This is a genomic window from Serratia sp. TSO36, from assembly GCF_057808395.1.
In genome coordinates this window covers 84,790-105,264 of sequence record NZ_JBJZOU010000024.1, presented here as the reverse complement: position 1 = coordinate 105,264, position 20,475 = coordinate 84,790, and the positions used below count along the sequence as shown (strand labels likewise).

The window sequence follows — 20,475 nt, the reverse complement described above, 5'->3', positions numbered from 1 at the left end:
ATAACGTAGATCCGAGCGGCGGCGCGCGTTCAAATAATGAACGAATCACCGTGGCGCTGCTCGCCAAATAGCCATTCATTAAAGCGTCATAACCATGCAATAAAACTTGGGCAAAAAGTTTGCACTCTTCCTTGCGTAAGGTTTGGTAAAAGTTAAATCCCCAACCCGGCGCGTAAATGGTAATACCATCACGGCGTTACCGGTTTGCAGCGGGGTTTTCAGCGGGGTGTTAAAATGTGCGGGTAACCTGATTTCGATCAAGGCCCGTATGGACAGGAGGTGAATACTTTGTTACTTTACCGTCACGTTTTTGAAATTGGTATTACCAATTGACTCCGCGCCATTCGCAGAGAAGAATTCACTCATGGCCTACAGCAAAATCCGCCAACCCAAGTTGTCAGATGTTATCGAGCAACAGCTCGAATATCTGATCCTCGAGGGGACACTGCGCCCAGGCGAAAAACTGCCTCCGGAGCGCGAGCTGGCGAAACAATTTGATGTCTCCCGTCCTTCTCTGAGAGAGGCCATTCAGCGCCTGGAAGCGAAAGGGCTGCTCCTGCGTCGTCAGGGCGGCGGCACCTTCGTGCAAACTAATCTGTGGCAGAGCTTCAGCGATCCGCTGGCCGAGCTGCTGGCCGACCATCCCGAATCACAGTTCGATCTGCTGGAAACCCGTCACGCGCTGGAAGGCATTGCCGCCTATTACGCGGCGCTGCGCGGCACCGATGAAGATCTGGCGCGCATCCGCGACTGCCACATCGTGATTCAACAGGCTCAAGACAGCGGCGATCTCGACGCCGAAGCCGATGCGGTCATGCAGTATCAAATCGCCGTGACCGAAGCTGCCCACAACGTTGTGTTACTTCACCTGCTACGCTGCATGGGGCCGATGCTGGAACAGAACGTGCGTCAGAACTTTGAATTGCTCTACTCGCGCCGTGAGATGTTGGCAAAAGTGAGCAGCCACCGCGCCGGAATTTTTGAGGCGATTGTGGCACGCGAGCCGGAAAAGGCCCGTGAAGCCTCGCATCGCCACTTGGCGTTTATCGAGGAAATCTTGCTGGATCTCAGCCGGGAGCATACTCGGCGCGAGAGATCGCTACGGCGTCTCCAGCAACGCAAGGATTAAGAGCTGTCCTCTTCAGGGTACACCAGCCTGCGGGGGTTAAGTTCGAGGTACTTAGTTAAGTACTTAAGCGGCAACTAAACTGATGGGCCTGTCTTCGTGTGTTTTTGCACAGAGCACAGGAAGACAGGCTCCAAACAAACCATTAGACAGATAAGGAATACCACCATGTCAGAACGTTTAAACAATGACGTGGATCCGATCGAAACCCGCGACTGGCTGCAGGCGATCGAATCGGTCATCCGTGAAGAGGGTGTTGAGCGAGCTCAGTTTCTGATTGATCAGGTATTGGGAGAAGCCCGCAAAGGCGGTGTTAACGTTGCGGCCGGTGCTGCAGCGCACAACTACGTCAACACCATCGCGGTAGAAGACGAACCGGCCTACCCAGGCAACCTGGATCTGGAACGCCGCATTCGCTCTGCGATCCGTTGGAACGCGATCATGACCGTTCTGCGCGCATCCAAAAAAGACCTGGAGCTGGGCGGCCACATGGCTTCCTTCCAGTCTTCCGCGACCTTCTATGAAGTCTGCTTTAACCACTTCTTCCGCGCACGCAACGAGAAAGACGGCGGCGACCTGGTGTACTTCCAGGGCCACATTTCTCCGGGCGTTTACGCGCGTGCCTTCCTTGAAGGCCGCCTGACCGAAGAACAAATGAACAACTTCCGTCAGGAAGTGCACGGCAACGGCCTGTCCTCTTACCCGCATCCTAAGCTGATGCCGGAATTCTGGCAGTTCCCGACCGTATCCATGGGCCTGGGCCCAATCAGCGCCATCTATCAGGCGAAGTTCCTGAAATACCTGGAACACCGCGGCCTGAAAGACACCTCTGAGCAGACCGTTTACGCCTTCCTGGGCGACGGCGAGATGGATGAGCCGGAATCCAAAGGCGCCATCACCATCGCGACCCGCGAGAAGCTGGACAACCTGGTGTTCGTCATCAACTGCAACCTGCAGCGCCTGGACGGCCCGGTCACCGGCAACGGCAAGATCATCAACGAACTGGAAGGCATCTTCTCCGGCGCAGGCTGGCAGGTGCTGAAAGTGATCTGGGGCGGCCGTTGGGACGAACTGCTGCGTAAAGACACCAGCGGTAAACTGGTTCAGCTGATGAACGAGACCCTGGACGGCGACTACCAGACCTTCAAATCCAAAGACGGCGCTTACGTGCGCGAGCACTTCTTCGGCCGTTATCCGGAAACCGCGGCGCTGGTCAAAGACATGACCGACGACGAAATCTGGGCGCTGAACCGTGGTGGTCACGATCCGAAGAAAATCTTCGCTGCACTGAAAAAAGCGCAGGACACCAAAGGCAAACCGACCGTTATCCTGGCCCACACCATCAAAGGTTACGGCATGGGTGAAACCGCGGAAGGTAAAAACATCGCTCACCAGGTGAAGAAAATGAACATGGAAGGGGTTCACCACTTCCGCGATCGTTTCAACGTGCCGGTTGCCGATGCTGACATCGAAAAACTGCCGTACATCACCTTCGAGAAAGATTCCGAAGAGTACAAATACCTGCACGAACGTCGCCAGGCGCTGAAAGGCTACGTGCCGACGCGTCTGCCGGAGTTCACCCAGAAGCTGGAAATGCCGGCGCTGGAAGATTTCAGCTCGCTGCTGGAAGAGCAGAACAAAGAGATCTCCACCACTATCGCCTTCGTGCGTGCCCTGAACGTGATGCTGAAGAACAAGTCGATCAAAGATCGCCTGGTGCCAATCATCGCCGACGAAGCGCGTACCTTCGGTATGGAAGGTCTGTTCCGTCAGATCGGTATCTACAGCCCGAACGGCCAGCAGTACACCCCGCAGGACCGTGAGCAGGTGGCTTACTACAAAGAAGACGAGAAAGGCCAAATCCTGCAGGAAGGCATCAACGAACTGGGCGCAGCCTCTTCCTGGCTGGCCGCAGCGACTTCCTACAGCACCAACGATCTGCCGATGATTCCGTTCTACATCTACTACTCGATGTTCGGTTTCCAACGTATCGGCGACCTGTGCTGGGCAGCGGGCGACCAACAGGCGCGCGGCTTCCTGATCGGTGGGACCTCGGGCCGTACTACCCTGAACGGCGAAGGTCTGCAGCACGAAGATGGCCACAGCCACATTCAGTCTCTGACCATCCCTAACTGCATCTCTTACGATCCGGCTTACGCGTACGAAGTAGCGGTGATCATGCACGACGGTCTGGTGCGCATGTATGGCGACAACCCGGAAAACGTGTACTACTACCTGACCACGCTGAACGAAAACTACCACATGCCTGCGATGCCGCAGGGTGCGGAAGAAGGTATCCGCAAGGGTATCTACAAGCTGGAAACGCTGGAAGGCAGCAAAGGCAAGGTACAGCTGCTGGGCTCCGGCGCCATCCTGCGCCACGTGCGCGAAGCTGCGCAGATCCTGGCGAAGGACTACGGCGTGGGTTCCGACACCTACAGCGTGACCTCGTTCACCGAGCTGGCGCGCGACGGCCAGGACTGCGAGCGCTGGAACATGCTGCACCCAACCGAAACGCCACGCGTGCCTTACATCGCTCAGGTGATGAGCGACGCGCCGGCGGTAGCTTCTACCGACTACATGAAACTGTTCGCCGAACAGGTTCGTACTTATGTGCCGGCCAGCGACTATCGCGTACTGGGCACCGACGGCTTCGGTCGTTCGGACAGCCGCGAAAACCTGCGTCACCACTTCGAAGTCGATGCATCCTACGTGGTGGTTGCTGCTCTGGGTGAACTGGCTAAACGCGGTGAGATCGAAGCTTCTGTGGTTGCCGATGCAATCAAGAAATTCGACATCAACCCGGAAAAAGTTAACCCGCGTCTGGCCTAAGAGGTACTGAATAATGTCTATCGAAATCAACGTACCGGACATCGGTGCAGATGAAGTCGAAATCACCGAGATTCTGGTGAAGGTCGGCGATAAAGTTGAAGCGGAACAATCGCTGATCACCGTGGAAGGCGACAAGGCTTCCATGGAAGTGCCATCCCCGCAGGCGGGCGTGGTGAAAGAGATCAAAGTGGCGGTCGGCGATAAAACCGAAACCGGCAAACTGATCATGATCTTCGAAGCGGCAGGCGCAGCGGAAGCTGCACCGGCGGCGAAAGCGGAAGAAAAACCGGCGGCAGCAGCAGCTGCCCCGGCCGCCGCTGCGGCCAAAGACGTTGCCGTGCCGGACATCGGCGCCGACGAAGTCGAAGTGACCGAGATCCTGGTGAAAGTGGGCGACAAGGTGGAAGCCGAGCAGTCCCTGATCACCGTGGAAGGCGACAAGGCTTCCATGGAAGTCCCTGCGCCGTTCGCGGGTACCGTGAAAGAGATCAAGATCGCGACCGGCGACAAAGTGAAAACCGGTTCCCTGATCATGGTGTTCGAAGTGGCCGGCGCCGCTTCCGCTGCGGCCCCGGCTACGGCTGAAGCACCGGCTGCCGCTGCAGCGCCTGCGGCCTCTGCGGCCAAAGACGTCGCCGTGCCGGATATTGGCGGCGACGAAGTCGAAGTGACCGAAGTGATGGTTAAGGTGGGCGACAAGGTTGCCGCCGAGCAGTCTCTGATCACCGTGGAAGGCGACAAGGCCTCCATGGAAGTGCCTGCACCGTTCGCGGGTACCGTGAAAGAGATCAAGATCGCGACCGGCGACAAAGTGAAAACCGGCTCCCTGATCATGGTGTTCGAAGTGGAAGGCGCTGCGCCTGCCGCTGCCGCCGTTCCAGCCGCTAAAGCGGAAGCTGCGCCGGCGCCGGCCGCCGCGAAAGCCGCCGCTCCGGCTGCGAAAGCTGACGACAAAGGCGAGTTCGCCGAGAACGCGGCATACGTGCACGCGACCCCGGTCATTCGTCGTCTGGCGCGTGAATTCGGCGTTAACCTGGCGAAAGTGAAAGGCACCGGTCGTAAAGGTCGCATCCTGCGCGAAGACGTTCAGGCTTACGTGAAAGACGCGGTGAAACGCGCTGAAGCGGCCCCGGCCGCTGCCGGCGGCGGTCTGCCAGGCATGCTGCCATGGCCGAAAGTGGACTTCAGCAAGTTCGGCGAGATCGAAGAAGTCGAAATGGGCCGCATCCAGAAGATCTCTGGCGCGAACCTGAGCCGCAACTGGGTGATGATCCCGCACGTGACTCACTTCGACAAAACCGACATCACCGATCTGGAAGCGTTCCGCAAACAGCAGAACGAAGAAGCGGCCAAGCGCAAGCTGGACGTGAAGTTCACGCCTGTCGTGTTCATCATGAAAGCCGTTGCTGCCGCTCTGGAGCAGATGCCGCGCTTCAACAGCTCGCTGTCCGAAGACGGTCAGAAGCTGACGCTGAAGAAATACATCAACATCGGCGTGGCGGTAGATACCCCGAACGGCCTGGTGGTTCCGGTGTTCAAGGACGTGAACAAGAAGAGCATCACCGAGCTGTCTCGCGAACTGATGACCATCTCCAAGAAAGCGCGCGACGGCAAGCTGACCGCGGGCGAGATGCAGGGCGGCTGCTTCACCATCTCCAGCCTGGGTGGCATCGGGACGACTCACTTCGCGCCGATCGTCAACGCGCCGGAAGTGGCTATCCTGGGCGTCTCCAAGTCTGCGATGGAGCCGGTCTGGAACGGTAAAGAGTTCATGCCGCGCCTGATGATGCCGATGTCGCTGTCCTTCGACCACCGCGTTATCGACGGTGCCGATGGTGCGCGCTTCATCACCATCATCAACAACATGTTGTCCGACATTCGCCGTCTGGTGATGTAATGCAAAAGGGGCGCAGCATGCTGCGCCCCTGACGATTCTGTAGCAGTTTTGTCGGATTTTGCATAACTCGACAAAATTGTTGAGACACGGGTCACTCGAACACGCTTTGCAGATTATTAACAATTCTGTAAACTGCTCGCGGTGTAAGCGTCCCGGTGGATGAAGGGCGTTATGAGATCGATTAGCAATAAAAATGACGTCTGACCCGCCGGACAATCAATTAAGAGGTCATGATGAGTACTGAAATTAAAACTCAGGTCGTGGTACTTGGGGCGGGCCCGGCAGGTTACTCTGCAGCCTTTCGTTGCGCTGACTTAGGTCTTGAAACCGTTCTGGTTGAACGTTATTCCACTCTGGGCGGGGTTTGCCTGAACGTGGGATGTATCCCTTCCAAAGCACTGCTGCACGTTGCCAAAGTGATCGAAGAAGCCAAAGCGCTGGCCGAACACGGCATCGTTTTCGGCGAGCCGAAAACCGACATCGACAAAGTGCGCGTCTGGAAAGAAAAAGTCATCACTCAGCTGACCGGCGGTCTGGCTGGCATGGCGAAAGGCCGTAAAGTGAAAGTGGTCAACGGCCTGGGCAAGTTCACCGGCGCTAACACCCTGGTTGTTGAAGGCGAAAACGGCCCAACCACCATCAACTTCGACAACGCCATCATCGCTGCAGGTTCTCGTCCGATCCAACTGCCATTCATTCCTCATGAAGATCCACGCGTGTGGGATTCCACCGATGCGCTGGAGCTGAAAACCGTCCCAGAGCGTCTGCTGGTTATGGGCGGCGGCATCATCGGCCTGGAAATGGGCACCGTATACCATGCGCTGGGTTCACAGATCGACGTCGTTGAGATGTTCGATCAGGTTATCCCGGCGGCAGATAAAGACGTGGTGAAAGTCTTCACCAAACGTATCAGCAAGCAGTTCAACCTGATGCTGGAAACCAAAGTGACCGCGGTAGAAGCCAAAGAAGACGGCATCTACGTCACGATGGAAGGTAAAAAAGCGCCGGCAGAACCACAGCGTTACGACGCGGTGCTGGTGGCGATCGGCCGCGTGCCGAACGGCAAACTGCTGGATGCCGGCAAAGCCGGTGTTGAAGTTGACGAGCGTGGCTTCATCAACGTCGACAAACAGCTGCGCACCAACGTGCCGCACATCTTCGCTATCGGCGACATCGTCGGTCAGCCGATGCTGGCGCACAAAGGCGTGCACGAAGGCCACGTTGCCGCAGAAGTTATCGCCGGCATGAAGCACTACTTCGATCCGAAAGTGATCCCATCCATCGCTTACACCGAGCCGGAAGTGGCATGGGTGGGTCTGACCGAGAAAGAAGCGAAAGAGAAAGGTATCAGCTACGAAACCTCCACCTTCCCGTGGGCGGCTTCCGGCCGTGCGATCGCTTCCGACTGTGCAGACGGCATGACCAAACTGATCTTCGACAAAGAAACTCACCGCATCATCGGTGGCGCGATTGTCGGCACCAACGGCGGCGAACTGCTGGGTGAAATCGGTCTGGCTATCGAGATGGGCTGCGACGCGGAAGACATCGCGCTGACCATCCACGCTCACCCGACCTTGCACGAATCCGTGGGCCTGGCGGCGGAGATCTACGAAGGCAGCATCACCGACCTGCCTAACCCGAAAGCCAAGAAGAAGTAATTCTGCTGGTTTGACCGGTTAACAAGCGGCTCCTGACAAGGAGCCGTTTTTTTTTGCTCAAACTCAGAAAGCGGTATTTTTGTGGCCGCCGCGCCAAATTCCGATCCCTCTGCTTATATCCATTCTAATTATATGGATATAATGCCCTGCTAGTCCGGCAGCCGATTACGCTGCGCTCAACGATTCAGCAAAGATTTAATGTTGCTTTTATGTGAACGAATTAACAACCGTTTCAAATCCTGATATGCTGGCTGAGCGGAACCGGGCACTGTACCTTACAGTCCAGGACATCGACAGCAGTGCCCCGTCAGGATAGATGGCATCAATATCGCCGTGCGCTCTACCCATCAGTCTTTCATGCTGTAACGCTGTTTGACCGTGTCTGTTTGCCCCAATCACCGTTTCGGGGCCTTTACGGGCCGATCGCCTAGCCACAGAGTGAAACCCCAAGGGTATAAACCCGGTTTGCATATACGCCAGGCACAATAAATGACAATGAGAGCGAGGAGAACGTCGTGCTAGAAGAATACCGTAAGCACGTAGCCGAGCGTGCTGCTGAGGGCATCGCCCCTAAGCCGCTAGACGCCACCCAAATGGCCGCGCTGGTCGAACTACTGAAGAATCCGCCAAAAGGCGAAGAAGAATTCCTGTTAGACCTGCTGATTAACCGTGTTCCACCGGGCGTCGACGAAGCCGCCTACGTCAAAGCAGGTTTCCTGGCGGCCATCGCCAAAGGTGAAGCGACATCCCCCCTGGTTACCCCCGAGAAAGCCATTGAACTGTTAGGCACCATGCAGGGCGGCTATAACATTCACCCGCTGATCGAAGCGCTGGATAACGAAACGCTGGCGCCTATCGCCGCGAAAGCGCTGTCCCACACGCTGCTGATGTTCGACAACTTCTACGACGTGGAAGAGAAGGCCAAGGCCGGTAACCCGCACGCCAAGCAGATCATGCAGTCCTGGGCCGACGCCGAATGGTACCTGTCGCGCCCTGAGCTGGCGGAAAAGATCACCGTCACCGTGTTCAAAGTCACCGGCGAAACCAACACCGATGACCTTTCTCCGGCGCCGGACGCCTGGTCGCGCCCGGACATCCCGCTGCACGCGCTGGCGATGCTGAAAAACGAACGTGAAGGCATCGTGCCGGATCAGCCGGGCAGCGTCGGCCCGATCAAACAGATCGAGCTGCTGAACAAAAAAGGCTTCCCGCTGGCCTACGTCGGCGACGTGGTCGGCACCGGTTCTTCCCGTAAATCCGCCACCAACTCCGTGCTGTGGTTTATGGGCGACGACATCCCGCACGTGCCGAACAAGCGCGGCGGCGGCGTGGTGCTGGGCGGCAAGATTGCGCCTATCTTCTTCAACACCATGGAAGATGCCGGCGCCTTGCCGATCGAAGTGGACGTGTCCGAGCTGAACATGGGCGACGTGATCGACGTTTACCCATACAAAGGTGAAGTGCGCAACCACGAAACCGGCGCGCTGATCGCCAACTTCGAGCTGAAAACCGACGTGCTGCTGGATGAAGTGCGCGCCGGCGGCCGTATCCCGCTGATCATCGGCCGCGGCCTGACCACCAAGGCGCGCGAAGCGCTGGGTCTGCCGCACAGCGATGTGTTCCGTATCGCCAAACCGGTCGCCGCCAGCAGCAAAGGCTTCTCGCTGGCGCAGAAAATGGTCGGCCGCGCCTGCGGCGTCGCCGGCATTCGCCCTGGCGAATACTGCGAACCGAAGATGACCTCCGTCGGTTCTCAGGACACCACCGGCCCGATGACCCGTGATGAGCTGAAAGACCTGGCCTGCCTCGGCTTCTCCGCCGATCTGGTCATGCAGTCATTCTGCCACACCGCCGCGTACCCGAAACCGGTCGACGTGACCACGCACCACACGCTGCCTGACTTCATCATGAACCGCGGCGGCGTCTCGCTGCGTCCGGGCGACGGCGTGATCCACTCCTGGCTGAACCGCATGCTGCTGCCTGACACCGTCGGCACCGGCGGCGATTCCCACACCCGCTTCCCGATCGGCATCTCCTTCCCGGCCGGTTCCGGCCTGGTGGCGTTTGCCGCCGCGACCGGCGTAATGCCGCTGGATATGCCTGAGTCGGTGCTGGTGCGCTTCAAAGGCAAAATGCAGCCGGGCATCACCCTGCGCGATCTGGTGCACGCCATCCCTTACTACGCGATCCAGCAAGGCTTGCTGACCGTCGAGAAGAAGGGCAAGAAAAACATCTTCTCCGGCCGCATCCTGGAGATCGAAGGCCTGCCGGATCTGAAGGTCGAGCAGGCGTTTGAGCTGACCGATGCGTCCGCCGAACGTTCCGCCGCCGGTTGTACCATCAAGCTGGACAAGGCGCCGATCGAAGAGTACCTGAACTCCAACATCGTGCTGCTGAAGTGGATGATCTCCGAAGGCTACGGCGACCGCCGTACGCTGGAGCGCCGTATTCAGGGCATGGAAAAATGGCTGGCGGATCCGCAACTGCTGGAAGGCGATGCGGATGCGGAATACGCGGCGGTGATCGACATCGATCTGAACGAGATCAAAGAGCCGATCCTGTGCGCGCCGAACGATCCTGACGATGCGCGCCTGCTGTCCGACGTGGCCAACAGCAAAATCGATGAAGTGTTCATCGGGTCTTGCATGACCAACATCGGCCACTTCCGCGCGGCCGGCAAGCTGCTGGATCAGCACAAGGGCCAGCTGCCAACCCGTCTGTGGGTGGCGCCGCCAACCAAGATGGACGCGGCTCAGCTGACCGAAGAAGGCTACTACAGCGTCTTCGGCAAAAGCGGCGCGCGTATCGAGATCCCGGGCTGCTCGCTGTGCATGGGCAACCAGGCGCGCGTGGCGGACGGTGCGACGGTGGTCTCCACCTCGACCCGTAACTTCCCGAACCGTCTGGGTACCGGCGCCAACGTCTATCTGGCGTCTGCCGAACTGGCTGCGGTTGCGTCCCTGCTGGGCCGCCTGCCGACGCCGGACGAGTACCAGACCTATATGGCGCAGGTCGACAAGACGGCGGCGGATACTTACCGCTACCTGAACTTTGACCAGCTGGGGCAGTACACCGAAAAAGCCGACGGCGTGATCTTCCAAACCGCCGTGTAAGCCGCTATATTGCGCAACTGTTTAACGGGAGGCCTTGGCCTCCCGTTTTATTTTGCTCAGTTGCCAACTTTGCGAGCGCTCACTGAGTTAGTCCGCCATTTATGTTTACACTAAGAAAAAGGGCTCAGGAGGGCATGCTATGGATTACGAATTTCTGCGTGACGTCACCGGTCAGGTGATCGTCAGATTTTCGATGGGGCATGAAGCGATTGGCCACTGGATCAACGAAGAAGTCAAAGGCGATTTCAACCTGCTGGACCGGATTGAAGCCGGTGCGGCCGAGGTCAAAGGCAGTGAACGTCAATGGCAGCTGGAAGGCCATGAATATACGCTGCTGATGGATGGTGAAGAAGTGATGATCCGCGCCAATCAGCTGGAGTTCGAGGGCGATGAAATGGAAGAGGGGATGAATTACTACGACGAAGAAAGCCTCTCATTCTGCGGCGTTGAGGACTTCCTGCTGGTGTTGAAGGCCTATCGTTCTTTCATGCTGAAATACTAAGCATCAGGGCGCGGCGTGCCGCGCCCTTTCCATCACAGATGCGGAATATTGCGGCCGTAATAGATTTCCTGCATCTCTTTCCATAACAGATCGGTGATCTGCTTGCGTTCGGCGGCGCTCAGCGCCTCCGGTTCCGCGTTGAACAGGTAGTGCTTCAGATCGAAATCTTTCAGCAACATCTTGGTATGGAAGATATTTTCCTGGTAAACGTTCACGTCCATCATGTGATACAGCGCCTTGATGTCTTCCGACATAAAGTTCTGGATCGAATTGATCTCATGATCGATGTAATGTTTCACGCCGTTCACGTCGCGGGTAAAACCGCGCACGCGATAGTCCATGGTGACGATGTCGGATTCCAGCTGGTGAATTAAGTAGTTCAGCGCCTTGAGGGGCGAAATGACGCCGCAGGTCGAAACCTCGATATCGGCGCGGAAGGTGCATAGCCCGCCTTCCGGATGGCTTTCCGGGTAGGTGTGTACGCAGATATGGCTCTTGTCCAGGTGCGCAACGACCGTGTTCGGCAGCGGGCCGGGATGCTCCGACGTATCGACGTCTTTCGGATCGATCGGCTCTTCGCTGACCAGGATGGTGACGCTGGCGCCCTGCGGCTCGTAGTCCTGACGCGCGATGTTCAGAATATTGGCGCCGATGATCGAGCAGGTTTCGCTCAGGATCTCGGTCAGCCGGTTGGCGTTATATTGTTCGTCAATGTAGGCGATATAGCCGTCGCGGTCGTCCGCGGTCTTGGCGTAACAAATATCGTAAATACAAAAACTCAGGCTCTTGGTCAGGTTGTTGAAGCCGTGCAGTTTTAGCTTATGCAATTTGGGCCACCTCCTTTATCTTCTCGCTTAACGTGTTACGTTCAGGGCATTGAGCAAATATTGCGGCAGGGCAAAACTGCCGACGTGAATTGCCGGGTTGTAATAACGACAGTGTAGGCCGCTTTGGTTAAAGCGCTGTTGCAGAGTAGGCAGATCGCGCTGGCGCAGCGCCGGGTTCTGGCTCGCCCAGGCAAAGGTCATGATGCCGCCGTAATAGGTCGGGATCGCCGCCTGATAGAAGCTGACGTCGGTAAAGTAGCGGCTCAGTTTGGCGTGGCTGTTGACCGCCTCGTCCTGTTGCAGGAAGCAGACGCCGTTCTGCGCGACGAAAATGCCGCCCTCATTCAGGCAGCGGGCGCAGCCTTCATAAAACGCTGAAGTGAACAGGCTTTCGCCGGGGCCGATCGGATCGGTGCAGTCGGAGATGATCACATCGAAGGTTTCGTCGGTTTGGTTCACGAAGTTGACGCCGTCGTCGATCACCAGCTTGAAGCGCGGATCGTCATAGGCGCCGGCGCTGTGGTTGGGCAGGTACTGGCGGCAGAACTCGACGACACCGGCGTCGATCTCGACCATGGTGATCTGCTCCACGCCAGGGTGCCGGCTGACTTCGCGCAGCATGCCGCCGTCGCCGCCGCCGATGATCAGCACTTTCTTCGCCGCGCTGTGCGCCAGCAGCGGCACGTGGGTCAGCATTTCGTGATAGATGAACTCGTCACGCTCGGTGGTTTGCACCACGCCGTCGAGCGCCATCACGCGCCCCAGCACCGGGTTCTCGAAGATCACCAGATCCTGGTGATCGGTCTTCTCGCGGTACAGCACCTTCTCTACCGAGAAATACTGGCCGAAGCCCGTATGCAGCGTTTCGTACCAAATTTCTTTCTGGGTCATGTGCGGGAAACTCCGTAATAACAGCCATGAAAAATCGGCGCAACATCATAGCTAACTCTGCCTGGTGATGCACGGTTGAATTTCAGACAGAGAGAGCGTTAGGCGGGCGGGAAAGGGGAAGGAATTAGTTGGCGTAGGCCAGCAGGCTCAAAGAGTCGCGCGCCAGCGATTTGCACTTCTTGGGCGTTGGAATGGCGATGCCGCTGAGATCGCGATAGCTGTCTTCGCCCAGCGCCTTCATATTGAAGCTGTTGTAGTTGCTCAAATCCCAGCGGTTTTGTTGCGCGAAATAGACGATGGCGCGTTTGATTTGCGCGTTTGGCAAATCGTTGTAGCCGCAATCATTTTTCAAATAAATAAATACCGCCGTCAGATCGGCCAGATCTTCCGCCTCGGATTCATTCAGCGCCAGACTGGCGTTGGAGAAGCCCAGCATCGCCAGCAACAGCATCGATAACGTTGTTTTTTTCATCATGAAATAGGCCTGTTTGTCGTTTGCTGACGTTACCACACTTGCCTGTAAAGGCACCAAATTTTATTGCTGCCGGGCCGGCGTTGCGTTTGCCAGCCATATTCTCTTGATTGTGAGGCATAGCTTAAAATACCGCCAGGAAAGGCTTGACCTTCCGCCAGGGGGAAGGTTTAGGCTGGCGGCATTGAGTTATGTCACTGAGAAAAGGGAGTCAGCGATGTTACGCCGTGATTTTATTAAATTAACCGCCGCACTGGGCGCTGCGAGCACATTGCCGTTATGGAGCCGGGCCGCCTGGGCGGCCGATCGGCCGGCCCTGCCGGTGCCGCCGTTGTTGACGCCGGACGCGCAGGGAAAAATTGCGCTGGCGCTGCAGGCGGGGGAAACCCGCTGGTTGCCCGGCGCCGCCACCAAAACCTGGGGATTCAACGGCGCGCTGCTCGGGCCGGCGGTGCAGCTGCAGCGTGGCCAGCCGGTGACGGTCGATATCAAAAACGGCCTGGCGGAGGCCAGCACCGTCCACTGGCACGGCCTGGAAATTCCCGGCGACGTCGATGGCGGCCCGCAGGCATTGATCCATCCCGGCGCGACGCGCACGGTGAATTTCACCGTCGATCAACCGGCGGCCACCTGCTGGTTCCACCCGCATACCCACGGTAAAACCGGCAGCCAGGTGATGATGGGGTTGGCGGGGCTGGTGCTGCTGGAAGATGAGGAGAGCGCCAAACTGCCGCTGCCGAAAACCTGGGGGCAGGATGATATTCCGGTGATCCTGCAAGATAAGCGGTTGGGCAAAGACGCACAAATCGAATACCGCCTGGACGTGATGAGCGCGGCGGTGGGCTGGTTTGGCGATCGCATGTTCACCAATGGCGCGCAGTATCCGCAACATTTGGCGCCGCGCGGCTGGCTGCGCCTGCGCTTCCTCAACGGCTGCAACGCCCGCTCGCTGAATCTGGCGGCCAGTGACAACCGTCCGCTGTATGTCATCGCCAGCGACGGCGGTTTCCTGGCGGAGCCGGTGAAACTGACCGAGCTGCCGATGCTGATGGGCGAACGTTTTGAAGTGCTGGTGGATGCCTCCGACGGGAAAGCGTTCGACATTGTGACGCTGCCGGTGAAGCAGATGGGTATGACGCTGGCGCCGTTCGATCAACCGCTGCCGGTGTTGCGCATTCAGCCGTCGCTGGCGCAGGGCATCAAAACCATGCCGGACAGCCTGGTGAAACTGCCGACATTACCCGCTACCACCGGTATCCAGGAGCGTTGGCTGCAGCTGATGATGGATCCGCAGCTGGATATGCTCGGCATGCAGGCGCTGATGGATCGTTATGGTCACCAGGCGATGGCCGGCATGAGCATGAATCATGGCGCGATGGGCGGTGGAGACATGAAAGGCATGGACCACGGCAACATGAAAGGCATGGAAAAGGGCGGCATGCAGGGCATGGACCACGGCAACATGAAGGGCATGGATCATGGCAGTATGGCAGGGATGGATCACGGCGGCGCGCAGGGTAAAGCCAAACCGTTCGACTTCAGCCACGGCAACATGATCAACGGCAAGGCCTTCGACATGACCAAGCCGATGTTCGCCGCCAAACGGGGCCAGTATGAAAAGTGGACCATTTCCGGCGAGGGCGACATGATGTTGCACCCGTTCCATATTCACGGCACCCAGTTCCGTATCCTGTCGGAAAATGGCAAACCGCCGGCGGCGCATCGCAGCGGCTGGAAGGACACGGTGCGCGTCGAAGGGTGGCGCAGCGAAGTGCTGGTGCGCTTCGACCATCCGGCCAGCAGCGAACATGCGTACATGGCCCACTGCCACCTGCTGGAGCACGAAGATACCGGCATGATGATGGGCTTCACCGTCGGCGAATGATCGCGGCCCGTCGCTCAGGTGGCGGCGCGCTCGCGTCGTCACTGCTTGGTTCAATGAAAGGAAGCCGTTATACTGATTAAAATATCAGCTGTTGAGGAGTGCGTTATGCCGACAAAATTGGATCTCATCGTTTCTGAGTTTGAGACTCAAGAGCAGGCTGATAGCTACGATCGTTGGTTCAGAAGCACCATGGAATCTTCCATCAATAGCGACTCCCCCCGTATTCCCCATGACGAGGTTATGGCCGGTGCTCGTCACATTATCGAGCAGGCGAAAGCCAAAAGAAAATCGGCCTGATCTTCATGTTAATCGTCAAATGGACTGACGAAGCAAAAACGGGTTTATACACGCTGCTCGCCTTTATCGCGGAGCGAAATCCAGTTGCCGCTGAGGCTCTGTTACAACGCATTGAAGAGTCGGTTATCCCGTTAGCGGAACATCCTTATCTGTTCCGGCCAGACAGGGTGAACGGGACTCGTGAAATGGTTGTTCATCCTAATTACATTGTGGTTTACCGCGTGTTGGCTGCACACATTGAAATAGTGGGTGTCCTGCACGCTCGTCATGAATACCCTTAATAAAGAAAACGCCCCTGTCCGGGAGAGAGGCAACTCGTAACGGCCTATGCTAAACTCTGCGCCTTTCTTCCGGCAACTGACCTGAATACTATGAAACACACTGTAGACGTAATGATTTCCGAGCAGGAAGTTAAGACCCGTATCGCCGAACTTGGCCGCCAGATCACCGAACATTACCGCGACAGCGGCAGCGACATGGTGCTGGTCGGGCTGCTGCGCGGCTCCTTCATGTTCATGGCCGATCTGTGCCGCGCCATCGACGTGCCGCACGAAGTCGACTTTATGACCGCCTCCAGCTACGGCAGCGGCATGTCCACCACCCGTGACGTGAAAATCCTCAAGGATCTGGACGAAGACATTCGCGGCAAAGACGTGCTGATCGTGGAAGACATCATCGATTCCGGTAACACGCTGAACAAAGTGCGCGAGATTTTGGCGCTGCGCGGGCCGAAATCGCTGGCGATTTGCACCTTACTGGACAAGCCTGAGCGCCGTGAAGTGCAGGTGCCGGTCGAATATGTCGGCTTCTCGATCCCGGATGAGTTCGTGGTGGGGTATGGCATCGACTACGCTCAGCGCTACCGTCACCTGCCGTACGTCGGCAAAGTGGTGCTGCTGGACGAGTAATTGATGTGGGGCGCGGCCAGCCGCGCCCGCGGCGGGGTTATACGCCTTTATCCTGCTTCAGTTTGGCTATCGCTTTGCGATAGCCCATCTCCAGGCTCTCGCGGCTGGTCGCCAGCACTTCCATATCGCGCAGGCGGCCGTCCTGAATGCCGTACACCCAACCGTGGATCATCACCTTCTGGCCGCGCTTCCACGCGGACTGCATGATGGTGGAGTGGCCCAGGTTGTATACCTGCTCAATGACGTTGATCTCGCACAGCATGTCGAAACGCTGCTCCGGCGGCAGCTCGCCCAGCAGCGAGCTGTGCTTGTACCACAGATCGCGAATATGCAGCAGCCAGTTGTCGATCAACCCCAGCTCCGGGTTTTCCACCGCCGCCTGCACGCCGCCGCAGCCCAGGTGGCCGCAGATGATGATGTGTTCGACTTCCAGCACATCTACCGCATACTGCACCACCGACAGGCAGTTAAGATCGGTGTGGATAACGAGGTTCGCCACGTTGCGATGGACGAACAGTTCACCCGGCTCGAGGCCGGTCAGGCGTTCTGCGGGAACGCGGCTGTCAGAGCAACCAATCCATAAGAAGCGGGGCTTTTGCGCCTGGGCTAAACGTTCAAAAAATTCCGGGTCTTCCTGGCTGATGTTGGCCGACCAGGCCTGGTTGTTGGCGATAAGCTCTTCGATTTCTTTCATGGAGGTGATTGACCCGTAACGGACAGATTGCGTTGGGGTAATATAGGGTAAGCGTCACACTTTGGAAATCGGAACAGTGGTGCAGCCTCATTTTCCGCACGGATTCGACTCAGTGAAAACGTCGCCGATGCTAGGATTATCGTTAGTGTTTCAAGCCTCGCAAACAGGGGCGCAGCGGCATACTCATCGTCATAAGGTACTATTTTACATATGAATTATGCACTGGAATTAGCGCAGCTGACCAAGACTTACGCCGGTGGCGTCAAGGCGCTGCGCGGTATCGACCTGAGCGTCGAAGCGGGGGATTTTTATGCCCTGCTGGGGCCAAACGGCGCCGGAAAATCCACCACCATCGGCATCATCAGCTCGCTGGTGAACAAAACGGCCGGCAGCGTGCGGGTGTTCGGTTACGACATCGATAAAGACATCGTCAATGCCAAGCGCCAGCTCGGCCTGGTGCCGCAGGAGTTCAACTTCAACCCGTTCGAGACCGTGTTGCAGATCGTGGTGAACCAGGCGGGTTACTACGGCGTCACGCGGCGTGAAGCGATGGCGCGCGCCGAAAAATACCTCAATCAGCTGGATCTGTGGGGCAAGCGCAACGAGCGCGCCCGCATGCTGTCCGGCGGCATGAAGCGCCGCCTGATGATCGCCCGCGCGTTGATGCATCAGCCGAAGCTGCTGATCCTCGATGAGCCGACCGCCGGGGTGGATATCGAGCTGCGTCGCTCGATGTGGGGCTTCCTGAAAGAGCTGAACGCCCAGGGCACCACTATTATCCTCACCACCCACTATCTGGAAGAGGCGGAGATGCTGTGCCGCAACATCGGCATCATCCAGAACGGGGAGCTGGTGGAAAACACCTCGATGAAGGGGCTGCTGGCCAAGCTGAAGTCGGAAACCTTCATCCTCGATTTGGCGGCGAAGAGCCCGTTGCCGAAGCTGGACGGTTACCACAGCCGCCTGACGGATACCTCGACGCTGGAAGTGGAAGTGATGCGCGAGCAGGGGCTGAACGGCCTGTTCACCCAACTGAGTGCGCAGGGCGTGCAGGTGCTGAGCATGCGCAACAAGGCGAACCGCCTGGAAGAACTGTTTGTCACCCTGGTTAACGGCAATGGAGAAAAAGCATGACGCGTTTGTATTGGGTGGCCTTGCAGAGCATCTGGGCCAAAGAGGTGAACCGGTTCGCGCGCATCTGGATCCAGACCCTGGTGCCGCCGGTGATCACCATGACGTTGTACTTCATCATCTTCGGCAATCTGATCGGCTCGCGCATCGGCGATATGCACGGCTTCAGCTACATGCAGTTCATTGTGCCCGGCCTTATCATGATGGCGGTGATCACCAACTCCTATGCCAACGTTGCCTCGTCGTTCTTCAGCGCCAAATTCCAGCGCAACATTGAGGAGCTGCTGGTGGCGCCGGTGCCGACCCACGTGGTGATCGCCGGCTATGTCGGCGGCGGCGTGGCGCGCGGCATCTGCGTCGGCGTGCTGGTGACCATCATCTCGCTGTTCTTTGTGCCGCTGCAGGTGCACGCCTGGTGGGTGATTGCGCTGACGCTGCTGCTGACGGCGATCCTGTTCTCGCTGGCGGGGCTGATCAATGCGGTGTTCGCCACCACCTTCGACGATATCAGCCTGATCCCGACCTTCGTGCTGACGCCGCTGACCTACCTGGGCGGGGTGTTCTACTCGCTGTCGCTGCTGCCGCCATTCTGGCAGGCGGTGTCCAAGCTGAACCCCATCGTCTATATGATCAGCGGTTTCCGCTACGGTTTCCTCGGCATCAACGACGTGCCGCTGGCGTTCACCATGGCGGTGCTGCTGGCGTTTATCGCGGTGTTTTACCTGCTTTCCTGGTACCTGATCGAGCGCGGCCGCGGCCTGCGCAGCTGATGGTATCGCGCCCCCGCTTTTCCGGCGGGGGCGCTTTTCTTGATTTGGCGCAGGCGGCGCGTAAATCAATAGAATTGCTCAAATAACCGCTAGTTCCCCGTTGTTCAAATCGTGCTATGCTGGCGCTCCACATTTCCTTCACTTTAGTCATTACGCACTCGTAAGTAGAACATCATCATGCGGCCTCAATACACGTTAGCGGCTGGTTTCCTCGGCATTCTGATGTCGTTGGTTTCCCCTGTGAGCCTGGCGAATCTGCTGTCGGAAGACGGCGCGGTTAAATCTGAATACATGGAAGCGCAGCGCGATAGCGAAGTCTATGCGTTGGTGGGCGAGCATGTGATCCCGGTAGGAGAAGTGAAGCGTGGGCAGCTGATCCAGGTGTTCCCGGCGGATGCGGAATACTACGAATTCAAATTCGGGCACGGCACCGGCTTTATCGATAAAGATGACGTGCGCGAACTGAAGAAGTCGCGCAAGGTACAAGACGATCTGGGCGAGCTGAACAAACCGCTGACCAACCAGAATCTGATCACCCAAAAAACGATCGACGTTTATACCGCGGCGGACAAGGACAGCGAGGTCTTGGGCACGCTGGAAGGCAACCTGCGCTATCCGATCATCGGCAAGCTGAAGGATCGCCTGAACAACACCTGGTACGAGGTCAACATCGGCGAGCGGCTGGGGTTTGTCAATGAGCTGGACTGCGAGATAGATAGCGGCATACCGGTGCTGACCTATCATCACCTGCTGAAAAACGAAGAGAACAAGCGCTTCCGCCACACCTCGACCACCACCTCAGACGTGGCGTTCAGCAACCAGATGACCTACCTGAAGCAGGCGGGCTACGACACCATTTCGCTGTATCAGCTGGAAGCCTACCTGAAGAACCAGATCAACCTGCCGGGCAAGGCGATCGTGCTGACCTTCGACGACGGGCTGAAATCGGTTTATCGCTACGCTTACCCGGTGCTGAAGGATTACGGTTTCCGCGCCACGGCGTTCATCATCTCTTCGCGCATCAAACGCCACCCGCAGAAATGGAACCCGGACTCGCTGCAGTTTATGAGCGTCTCGGAGCTGAAGCAGATTCAGGACGTGTTCGACGTGCAGTCGCATACCCACTTCCTGCACCGCACCGACGGCAACCGCCAGCCGATTTTGCTGAGCCGTTCGCTGCACAATATCGAGTTCGATTTTGAGCGCTCGCGCCGCGCGCTGTCGCAGTTCAACCCGCACGTGCTGTATCTGTCCTACCCGTTCGGCGGCTATAACCAGCGGGCGATCCAGGCGGCGCAGGACGCCGGTTTCCATCTGGCGGTGACCACGGTGCAGGGCAAGGTGAAGCCGGGGGATAACCCCTATACGCTGAAGCGGCTGTATATTCTGCGCACCGACTCGATCCAGACCATGGCGGATCGGATAGCCAACAAGCCGGGCACGGTGGTGGTGCAGTAAGGAAGAACGGGCGC

The 20,475-nt window shown here is 57.8% G+C and carries 17 protein-coding genes; 13 read left to right on the top strand and 4 right to left on the bottom strand.

Translation table 11 applies throughout. The features are described 5' to 3' along the window. The first annotated feature begins 364 nt into the window (after positions 1–364). From pdhR to yacL, 6 genes are all read left to right on the top strand, one after another. Positions 365–1,129, top strand: a complete 765-nt coding sequence (gene pdhR, locus ACK3CV_RS21250) for a pyruvate dehydrogenase complex transcriptional repressor PdhR (RefSeq protein WP_004937490.1) — start codon at positions 365–367, stop codon at positions 1,127–1,129. Between the two features lie 165 nt (positions 1,130–1,294). Next, a complete protein-coding gene (gene aceE, locus ACK3CV_RS21245) occupies positions 1,295–3,958 on the top strand; it encodes a pyruvate dehydrogenase (acetyl-transferring), homodimeric type (RefSeq protein WP_004937495.1) in 2,664 nt (887 codons plus the stop codon). A gap of 13 nt (positions 3,959–3,971) precedes the next feature. Then, positions 3,972–5,855, top strand: coding sequence for a pyruvate dehydrogenase complex dihydrolipoyllysine-residue acetyltransferase (gene aceF / locus ACK3CV_RS21240; RefSeq protein WP_041036654.1), 1,884 nt, complete (start codon positions 3,972–3,974; stop codon positions 5,853–5,855). A 233-nt stretch (positions 5,856–6,088) separates the two neighbouring features. Next, positions 6,089–7,513, top strand: a complete 1,425-nt coding sequence (gene lpdA / locus ACK3CV_RS21235; RefSeq protein WP_004937500.1) for a dihydrolipoyl dehydrogenase — start codon at positions 6,089–6,091, stop codon at positions 7,511–7,513. 515 nt (positions 7,514–8,028) lie between these two features. Further along, positions 8,029–10,626, top strand: a complete 2,598-nt coding sequence (gene acnB, locus ACK3CV_RS21230; RefSeq protein WP_033635927.1) for a bifunctional aconitate hydratase 2/2-methylisocitrate dehydratase — start codon at positions 8,029–8,031, stop codon at positions 10,624–10,626. 139 nt (positions 10,627–10,765) lie between these two features. Beyond that, positions 10,766–11,128 (top strand): protein YacL, encoded by a 363-nt coding sequence (gene yacL / locus ACK3CV_RS21225; protein WP_004937507.1) that lies wholly within the window; start codon positions 10,766–10,768, stop codon positions 11,126–11,128. Positions 11,129–11,160: 32 nt separating this feature from the next. On the opposite strand, the gene speD is transcribed toward yacL, so the two are convergent. From speD to ACK3CV_RS21210, 3 genes are all read right to left on the bottom strand, one after another. Then, on the bottom strand, positions 11,161–11,955 hold the full coding sequence (gene speD / locus ACK3CV_RS21220; RefSeq protein WP_004937510.1) for an adenosylmethionine decarboxylase: 795 nt from the start codon (positions 11,953–11,955) through the stop codon (positions 11,161–11,163). A gap of 27 nt (positions 11,956–11,982) precedes the next feature. Then, entirely contained in the window at positions 11,983–12,846 is an 864-nt protein-coding gene (gene speE, locus ACK3CV_RS21215; RefSeq protein ID WP_033649601.1) for a polyamine aminopropyltransferase, read from the bottom strand. Between the two features lie 124 nt (positions 12,847–12,970). Further along, positions 12,971–13,318, bottom strand: a complete 348-nt coding sequence (locus ACK3CV_RS21210; protein WP_004937515.1) for a YacC family pilotin-like protein — start codon at positions 13,316–13,318, stop codon at positions 12,971–12,973. Positions 13,319–13,535: 217 nt separating this feature from the next. Here ACK3CV_RS21210 and cueO point away from each other — a divergent pair, with 217 nt between their 5' ends. The 4 genes from cueO (at position 13,536) to hpt (ending at position 16,408) form a co-directional block, all read left to right on the top strand. After that, positions 13,536–15,203: a multicopper oxidase CueO gene (cueO, locus tag ACK3CV_RS21205; protein WP_033635925.1), complete on the top strand. Its 1,668-nt coding sequence runs from the start codon at positions 13,536–13,538 to the stop codon at positions 15,201–15,203. A 105-nt stretch (positions 15,204–15,308) separates the two neighbouring features. Further along, positions 15,309–15,500, top strand: coding sequence for a type II toxin-antitoxin system RelB family antitoxin (relB, locus tag ACK3CV_RS21200; RefSeq protein WP_164141189.1), 192 nt, complete (start codon positions 15,309–15,311; stop codon positions 15,498–15,500). A gap of 5 nt (positions 15,501–15,505) precedes the next feature. Then, the gene (locus ACK3CV_RS21195; RefSeq protein WP_033635924.1) at positions 15,506–15,781 is read left to right on the top strand and encodes a type II toxin-antitoxin system RelE/ParE family toxin; all 276 of its coding nucleotides are present in this window, start codon (positions 15,506–15,508) and stop codon (positions 15,779–15,781) included. A gap of 90 nt (positions 15,782–15,871) precedes the next feature. Further along, positions 15,872–16,408 carry a hypoxanthine phosphoribosyltransferase gene (gene hpt, locus ACK3CV_RS21190; protein WP_048234659.1) on the top strand — a complete coding sequence of 179 codons (537 nt, stop codon included), beginning with the start codon at positions 15,872–15,874 and terminating at the stop codon, positions 16,406–16,408. A 37-nt stretch (positions 16,409–16,445) separates the two neighbouring features. On the opposite strand, the gene can is transcribed toward hpt, so the two are convergent. Further along, entirely contained in the window at positions 16,446–17,102 is a 657-nt protein-coding gene (gene can, locus ACK3CV_RS21185; RefSeq protein WP_016930066.1) for a carbonate dehydratase, read from the bottom strand. Positions 17,103–17,312: 210 nt separating this feature from the next. Between can and ACK3CV_RS21180 the strand changes: the two genes are divergently transcribed. From ACK3CV_RS21180 to ACK3CV_RS21170, 3 genes are all read left to right on the top strand, one after another. Next, positions 17,313–18,236 carry an ABC transporter ATP-binding protein gene (locus ACK3CV_RS21180; RefSeq protein WP_033635922.1) on the top strand — a complete coding sequence of 308 codons (924 nt, stop codon included), beginning with the start codon at positions 17,313–17,315 and terminating at the stop codon, positions 18,234–18,236. Beyond that, complete coding sequence (locus ACK3CV_RS21175) at positions 18,233–19,003, top strand: ABC transporter permease (protein ID WP_033635921.1); 771 nt, start codon at positions 18,233–18,235, stop codon at positions 19,001–19,003. Before ACK3CV_RS21180 ends, ACK3CV_RS21175 begins: the two co-directional genes overlap by 4 nt. Before the next feature lie 177 nt (positions 19,004–19,180). Next, on the top strand, positions 19,181–20,461 hold the full coding sequence (locus tag ACK3CV_RS21170) for a polysaccharide deacetylase family protein (RefSeq protein ID WP_033635920.1): 1,281 nt from the start codon (positions 19,181–19,183) through the stop codon (positions 20,459–20,461). Positions 20,462–20,475 lie beyond the last annotated feature (14 nt).